Genomic DNA, 7,235 nt, shown 5'->3' with positions numbered 1-7,235 from the left:
TTCCTGACGGTGCGACCCGTGGCGAATTTAATTCTTAATGGGTCAAGCGCACCGGATCTTTTTGGGCAGGCAGGATGCCCACCCCACTCATATTCATCCGAAGATTCAGCAATGCCACACCAAATTTATCAATTGCGCAGAATCAACCGTTGCCGATGAACATGCAACAAACGAAACTCCCGCTGCGCCACCTGGTCCAACATATAAATAATATGCTCTGGTCGCAACATGGTGCCATCATTCAAACAACTCCCGACATACCGCAAAACCACCCCAGACTCCGCAACCTCCTCTTCACCATCTTTGGGTTTTTGGGGTTCCATCACCTCGAACTCAAATAAGCGATCGCATAAATTCACCAACTGCTTCTTCCCCGACTTCGTAAACCGTTCCCACCAAATTTCCTTACTACCCTTAATCGCTTCAATCCAACCCTGCCAGTCTTCCCAAGACACCGATGACATTACCTCAACTCGAATCAAATACTCAGCCTTTTCCAACAGCTGAGTTCCAGCAGGTTCCTTCAAATCCACTCCCTCAACCCCATACACCGGAATCTCTTCAGGCAACTCAGACACCAGCCTTTCCCTAAACTCCTCAACTGGCATTTTCTCAGTTAACTCAAACTCCACAATCTCCCCACTACTAGACGCTCCCAAGGGCAACGCATTAGCAATCATAATCCGAGCATTAGCCCGAAACCCCCCACTATAGCGAATTGGTAGTGACGCCCGTCTTACTGCTCTCTCAAACAGACTTGCCAAATCCAGATGACCCAACAAGGTCATATCCCCCAACTTTCCAAACCAAACCCGCAGCCGCTGATCCTTATTAGTATTGGGTTTAAAGTGACCAGCAAATTGCGGAATCTGCGGCGGGTCAATCACCACATTATGACCAAAATCAATCCCACACACACCACAGTGAGAACACCCATCAAAGGAACAATCCGGTACTGTTGCTGCATCTAACGCCCGTTGTAAATCTTCCTTGAGCCAATTCTTATCAATTCCCGTATCAATATGATCCCAAGGCAAGGGAGCATCAAGGGCGTTAAGGGTTGAAGGTTGAAGGGTTGAAGGTTGAAGGTTATTTGGTTGAAGGTTATTTGGTTGAAGGTTAGACGGTTGAAGGTTAGACGGTTGCTCTGAACTTTCAACATTCAACCTTCCAACTTGCAACTCTTCTACACCCGCCATCACATTCCATTCGCCACTTTCTACTTGGCGATATTTCCAGGTCAGACCTGATGAAGCGATCGCATTTTCCCAAGCAGCAAATGCCCGATCCAAGCTTTCCATCCAGGCATCCATCCCTGCCCCCAATTCCCAAGCACGGCGCACCACCGCACTTAAGCGTCTGTCACCCCGTCCCACGAAATCTTCCATGGCCGAAATCCGAACATCGGTGTAATTAACCTTCACCCCCCTGATCTGACCAAATACTTGTTTGAGCAATTCCTGCTTGCGTTTAAACTCCGAAGTCGATACGGAATGCCACTGGAATGGGGTGTGAGGTTTTGGGGTAAAATTAGAAACAGTTATGTTAAACTTAAGGGTTTTTCTGCCTTTAGCACGGCACTCCTGCTGCAACCAACGCACCGTTTCCGCAATCCCCAACACATCCGCATCCGTTTCACCGGGCAAACCAATCATAAAATAGAGCTTGACTTTCTCCCAGCCTTGCTCAAATGCCGTCTTTACTCCCCTGAGCAGTTCTTCATTAGTCAGTCCCTTATTAACAATATCCCGCATCCGCTGAGTTCCTGCTTCTGGGGCAAAGGTCAAGCCACTCTGGCGATTTCCCCCTAGGATATTGGCAATATTTTCATCAAAGCGGTCTACCCGCTGACTCGGTAGGGACAAGGAAATATTCTGATCCTTAAGACGATTTTTGATTTCCATCCCCACCGCTGGTAGAGCCAGGTAATCGGAACAACTCAGGGATAGAAGGGAAAACTCGTTATACCCTGTAGCACGCATCCCTTGTTCAATAGCTTCCACCACTTTTTCTGGTTCCACATCCCGCGCTGGTCGAGTCAGCATCCCAGGTTGGCAGAACCGACAACCGCGAGTACAGCCCCGCCGCACTTCGATCTTGAGTCGGTCATGAACCGTTTGGATATAGGGTACTAGTCCAATAGCATAGGCAGGCATCGGTGTAGCCACACGCCGCAAAATCCGCTTCGGCACATCAGGGCGGTTGGGTTTAACTGAGCCATCCTCAGTCATATCATAGAATTGGGGGACATACACCCCTGGTATCTGAGCCAAATCCAGGAGTAACGCTTCTCGACTTAAGCCAGCTGCTTTGCCCTCTTCGATTACTAAGCCAATCTCTGGCAACAATTCTTCCCCATCGCCAAGATCAACAAAATCTAAGAAATCAGCATAGGGTTCAGGATTCGATGTCGCCGTTTGTCCACCTGCAAAAATTAGGGGGATTTCCGATATATCAAACTCAGCACGGTCTTTCCAGGTAAGGGGAATTCCTGCCAAATCCAACATTTCCAAGATGTTGGTTGCCCCTAATTCATAGCTAAGGCTAAAGCCAATAATATCGAAATCTGTCAGAGGTCGCCGATTCTCGACAGCAAACAGAGGGGTTTGAGTGGAACGCAATTTAGCTGCCAAGTCTGGGGCGGGTAGATAGGCGCGATCGCATAACTGCCTAGGTTGACAATTCAATATATTGTAGAGGATGATATGGCCTAAGTTAGAAGCGCCCACTTCATAGATTTCTGGATAAGTCAATACCCAGCGTACCTCAGCTTCTTCCCAAGGTTTATGGACTGCTCCCAACTCGTTACCTAAGTAACGGGCTGGTCTGTTGATGTCTGCTGTTAGTATTTCCTCTACACTGATTCCCATAGAAAATTTATTACTGCTTTTAATGCAGTTAACCCTGATCCACTATTCATTTTATCAGTACTCAGGGTAGAGATAGGGGGGGTGAAGGTGGATGAAGTGAGGGAGATAAGGACCACCAGACTTCTTGACTGGTATTTCCCTATCTCCTCCCATCATCATCGCTGTAAGCACTTAATCTTCCTTAGATTTCCTATTATTTTGCTGCACTCAGAGCCATTGAGTTAGCTTCCCAACCTACTTCAACCCCCTAGAGGGCTGTAGCAAAAGCCTCATGGCTCTCAAAAATCTCAAACACCCCATCTAATTTAGTTAGCTCCAGCATAATGCGAATTGAAGGAGCTACGGAGCAAAGACCAAAGCGCCTCTCTAGACTTCTTGCTAGCTTCAGGGCATGAATTAAGGCCATTAACCCAGCACTGTCGAGAGACTCTAACTGATGCATATCAACCAACAAAGCTGAATCCTCAGCAGCCACCACAGCTTCTGTCAACTGACTTTTAAACTCAATTGCATTAGAAGCGTTAATATGACCGGAAGGTTGAATAATTCTTAATTTTGCACTTAGGGTCGCCTGTGTCATGAGTAGACTCCTCACTTGGTCAAATCCAATAAAATTTTCTAGAGAATATATTGAAGATAGTATGGAATTTTGCTAATTCCATACCACTTCTGAGATACTTTGCCGAATCTTTACAGATGGCTAATGGTTTTTGAAATCTTCATAAAACTTACCATCAAAATGTATCATATATTACTTTATTTCAAGTTAAGTAATTTATTTTTCATTTCCGATGGTCTAAGTGGCTAAGACCATGGCTCAGTTGATGCCTATAAGTAGTGATTAAATTTTAATAATTTTTGTTACGTTAACTAAATAGAGCTGTCCTGACATAGAAATATAATACTTTTTGTTATAGGCTTGAGCCAAATGTTTAGCCTTAGAGAAGTATAACGTTAACTAGGGTGTAGAGGCAAGTAGTACTAAGCAGTATGTCCTTATAACTGCCTTAGGTGCGCTCTTACCATTAAGAATTAAATTCGCCACGGGTGGCACCTAAACTTCAATACCTCTAACCCTTGAAACGGCATAGCTTCTTCCGTTCAGGTTAAGCTTTCTGAGTTAAGTCCAAAAGGCTGATAATATATATGTAACAGAGTACCAATCCACCTCATCAGTGATTTAGATCACATACCAATAAGATAAAGATCACTATAGTGGCTAGTAACTTCAGAAGACAATAAATTTATATGGAATTTTGGGTAAGTAATTGTGAAAACTACCTTTGTTATTCGTCAACTAGTAGAAAAAGCCCTCTATATTAGGCAGTTGACTCCTGATATAGAGAATGCAATTAACTACGAACTAACTCAAACTGGTTACATCTCTGATGTGGATTACGAAGCACTGGAATTATTAATGTCTGAGATGGATGCTGGTCGTGTACAGCTAGTTCCGAGTCACTAGAAAAAGTGGTTATAAACTAAGGCTAGACCAGCTCGGAGGCTTGGTAACTAGTCCATGACTTTTAGCCATGACTTTTAGCCATGACTTTCAGGGTTGGGGCAAGCTCTGACAGCTACATGTGGCAAAACCCCTACAACTTTAGTTTACTCTCCTAAGGGGTCTGACTTGCTACTGCTTGAGTCGTGATCAGATCACCATGGAGTTGGCAAAGTCCTATTACCGATTAACCATTAACAAAACTTAAAACTTTTCAGGATAAGCTTGCCAAACTGCACAGATAAAATAACTTAGTTGCTGGCGAGCATCAGGGTCACTTTCTACATTGACATCAGGGTCATCTAACCGAACCAAGAGGGGAATTACTTCAGTGTCTAAGGCTAGTCGTAATAAACTCGCTGGCCAAAGTAAATCCGGTCCAGAGCGTAGGTCGTAAAGAGTAAGCTGTTCAGGGAGTTCCACTGGCACAGGCTCTTGACTATGCAAGGTGACCAATATCATAGAACGCACCCAACACATTTGTCGCGATGACACAAATTCGATCACTTCAGCGTATAAACGAGTATTGTCATGCTCTAAGCAAATAATCTGATGAGGCTGGAACTCGTAAACCAAACTCCTTGATACGTCTTTATTCACCAGGCATCAATTCCTAAATTGAGTCATTGCGATATAATATACTGTTCATATTACCAGTTTGGTTAACGGTGCTATTAGACCCAGATTTGGCATGACTGCAAGTCAGAGGCTGTCTCACGTAAGAAACAAAGGTTTCGTCTCCGGGATGAAGCGGCATAGCAGTTTTAACCCCAGTCAAGTATAATAGATATAGGTTGAAATTGGCCAAGGCACTCTTAGCTCCGGAGAAAACGGCTAGGCCAGTAGGTTAGTATCGGCGAGTGATACGTAAATCGGAGCAATGTTGAAGAATCAAGAATCAAGAATCAAGAATTCAGAAATACCAATTCTCAATTCTCAATTCTCAATTCTTAATTCTCAATGGGGTCGTCCGGGAATTGACTCGGTTGTAGAAGCTACGGGTTTCCGTAGAGTAAGCAGACCTAGAGGTTCAGCCCTTAACCCTTAGGCTCAATTAATTGGGAGTCTAAGGGCGTTAGTTAGCTAGGGCTACTGAAAACCAACGCGCCTGTTGCCTGGGCGAAAGCCCCCGTGCTATGCCTGGCGGCAGGCTACGCCAACAGCCCGGGGTAAGCTTACTGCTCATCTTTGCTATGATGTATTAATTCAACTTAGTCTCAATAGATTGAATACCATAGCATAGATTATGAAAGTCCAAGTATCGGTCGTTTTTACCAATCCCGTGGATTTCGTTAATTTTTCTCATCAGGCACTGCCTCGATTTTGCGTGGATCTACCTTTTAAACCTCGCGCTATCCCAGTTGAAGAACTGTTGCCCAACATCCCTATGATTAATAGCAATTTAGACGATTGGACAACAGACCTGCCCTTCGAGCAAATAGAATACAAGGAAGAAGGAGCAGAGGAATATGCCAAAATGGTAGTAGTAGTGGGAATCCCACAGGATGATATGCCCTTGTTTGAAGATGTAGTTAAGTCGTATGGGGGAAAGGTTATGCCATCAGAGGGGTTGGATGTAATGGACCTGTAGTCGAAACCCCATGTCTTACCGATAACCTGGCTTGTAGGTCATAGAAATTCCTTGTTAATCTTGATCCAAAATTCAAGACTATCACAAAATATGTTTGAAGGAAAAATAGTCTGGAATACACAAGGAATGAAATGACCTCTAAGCAGGATAAACCTGAGGTGGCTAAAATCCTCGAACCATTCAAACCCGCATTGGCGGAACATCTGATCAACCCTGATGTTATCTTAGACGAGGTACTGGCATGGACTGGCTCTCAGCCTTTTTTGACCCAGAAGCTTTGTCAAGTTATCCTTGACTCTAAATCTCCCATCCCTGTTGGTGAGGAAGCTCTCAAAGTCGAAGAACTCGTCAAAACTCACTTCGTTGAAAATTGGGAAACTCAGGAAGCCGCTGAACTTCTGCAAGATATTCGTAGTTTCTTGCTCGAAGAACAATTCCTGCGGCTGTATCAGAAAATTTTGCAGGGAGCCATGATGGCAAATGACAGTTGGGAACAAAAAGTCTTGCTCAACTCCGGTGTGGTGATTAACCAGGGGGGAAATTTAAAAGTTTCTAACCGTATTTATGAGGCTGTTTTTAATCCCAGCTGGGTAGCTCAAGAGTTAGCACAGTTGACCAGTACAGACTATTGGCTGGCATCTGAGCTGACCACAGACGCTACTGATCAAGCCATCGCCATGGCTTTTCCTAACCTACCAATTACCCCAGTTACTCAAGACCAAGATCTAACAACTGATGAGCCCAAACACCCAGATCTAACAACTGATGAGCCCAACCAATCAACTGTAGTACCTTTAGAGCCAGACCAAGCCACAACCTTGGCTACCTCATCAGCTAGCAGAATCCCATCACCCATTAGTTTTTGGGGTGGCTTGATCGCCTTGTTTCTAGTCATTACCTTTGGTGTATTTCAGTGTACTAGTGCTAGAAGAGCAGACGATCAACTAAAAAACCTTGCTCCTGAGGACATATGCAGACGCCAATTTACTACCAGAAAAGAACAAATAGAGCAACTTAGAAAGATAAAGAGTCAAAATAAGGCTTTTCCCAAGCTATGTCAGTCAATGTTAGATCAATTGCAGTTTTCCTATGCTATAGAAGAGCTCGCTAGTCAAGGTGAATTCAAGCAAGCTACTATAAATCTTTGTCAAGTATCAGAGCGTTACTACCAGTTTAAACAAAAATCTCTTCCACGTTTTTTCCGTCGATGGGATAGGAATAATGAGAATTATGCTAATTGGTTGAAAAACTATCTAATAAAATATGATTGTCC

5 protein-coding genes and 1 pseudogene are annotated in these 7,235 nt (G+C 44.1%); 3 read left to right on the top strand and 3 right to left on the bottom strand.

All coding sequences use genetic code 11. From position 1 onward, the window contains the following. Positions 1–128 precede the first annotated feature (128 nt). Together F6K57_RS33500 and F6K57_RS33495 are read right to left on the bottom strand one after the other, a co-directional pair. A complete protein-coding gene (locus tag F6K57_RS33500) occupies positions 129–2,870 on the bottom strand; it encodes a TIGR03960 family B12-binding radical SAM protein (RefSeq protein WP_293072278.1) in 2,742 nt (913 codons plus the stop codon). A 247-nt stretch (positions 2,871–3,117) separates the two neighbouring features. After that, positions 3,118–3,450 carry an STAS domain-containing protein gene (locus F6K57_RS33495; protein ID WP_293072277.1) on the bottom strand — a complete coding sequence of 111 codons (333 nt, stop codon included), beginning with the start codon at positions 3,448–3,450 and terminating at the stop codon, positions 3,118–3,120. Positions 3,451–4,140: 690 nt separating this feature from the next. Between F6K57_RS33495 and F6K57_RS33490 the strand changes: the two genes are divergently transcribed. Continuing rightward, entirely contained in the window at positions 4,141–4,335 is a 195-nt protein-coding gene (locus tag F6K57_RS33490; RefSeq protein WP_071102195.1) for a hypothetical protein, read from the top strand. A 240-nt stretch (positions 4,336–4,575) separates the two neighbouring features. On the opposite strand, the gene F6K57_RS33485 is transcribed toward F6K57_RS33490, so the two are convergent. Next, positions 4,576–4,971 carry a hypothetical protein gene (locus F6K57_RS33485; RefSeq protein WP_071102196.1) on the bottom strand — a complete coding sequence of 132 codons (396 nt, stop codon included), beginning with the start codon at positions 4,969–4,971 and terminating at the stop codon, positions 4,576–4,578. 646 nt (positions 4,972–5,617) lie between these two features. On the opposite strand from F6K57_RS33485, the gene F6K57_RS33480 reads away from it, so the two are divergent. Next, positions 5,618–5,962, top strand: coding sequence for a hypothetical protein (locus F6K57_RS33480; protein WP_293072276.1), 345 nt, complete (start codon positions 5,618–5,620; stop codon positions 5,960–5,962). A 131-nt stretch (positions 5,963–6,093) separates the two neighbouring features. After that, positions 6,094–7,235, top strand: a pseudogene (locus F6K57_RS33475) (hypothetical protein); the annotation flags it as partial.

It is taken from the genome of Moorena sp. SIO4A5 (assembly GCF_010672005.1).
GTDB lineage: Bacteria > Cyanobacteriota > Cyanobacteriia > Cyanobacteriales > Coleofasciculaceae > Moorena.
The sequence above is the reverse complement of the archived record's forward strand: the minus strand, read 5'-3'. Positions and strand labels throughout refer to the sequence as shown.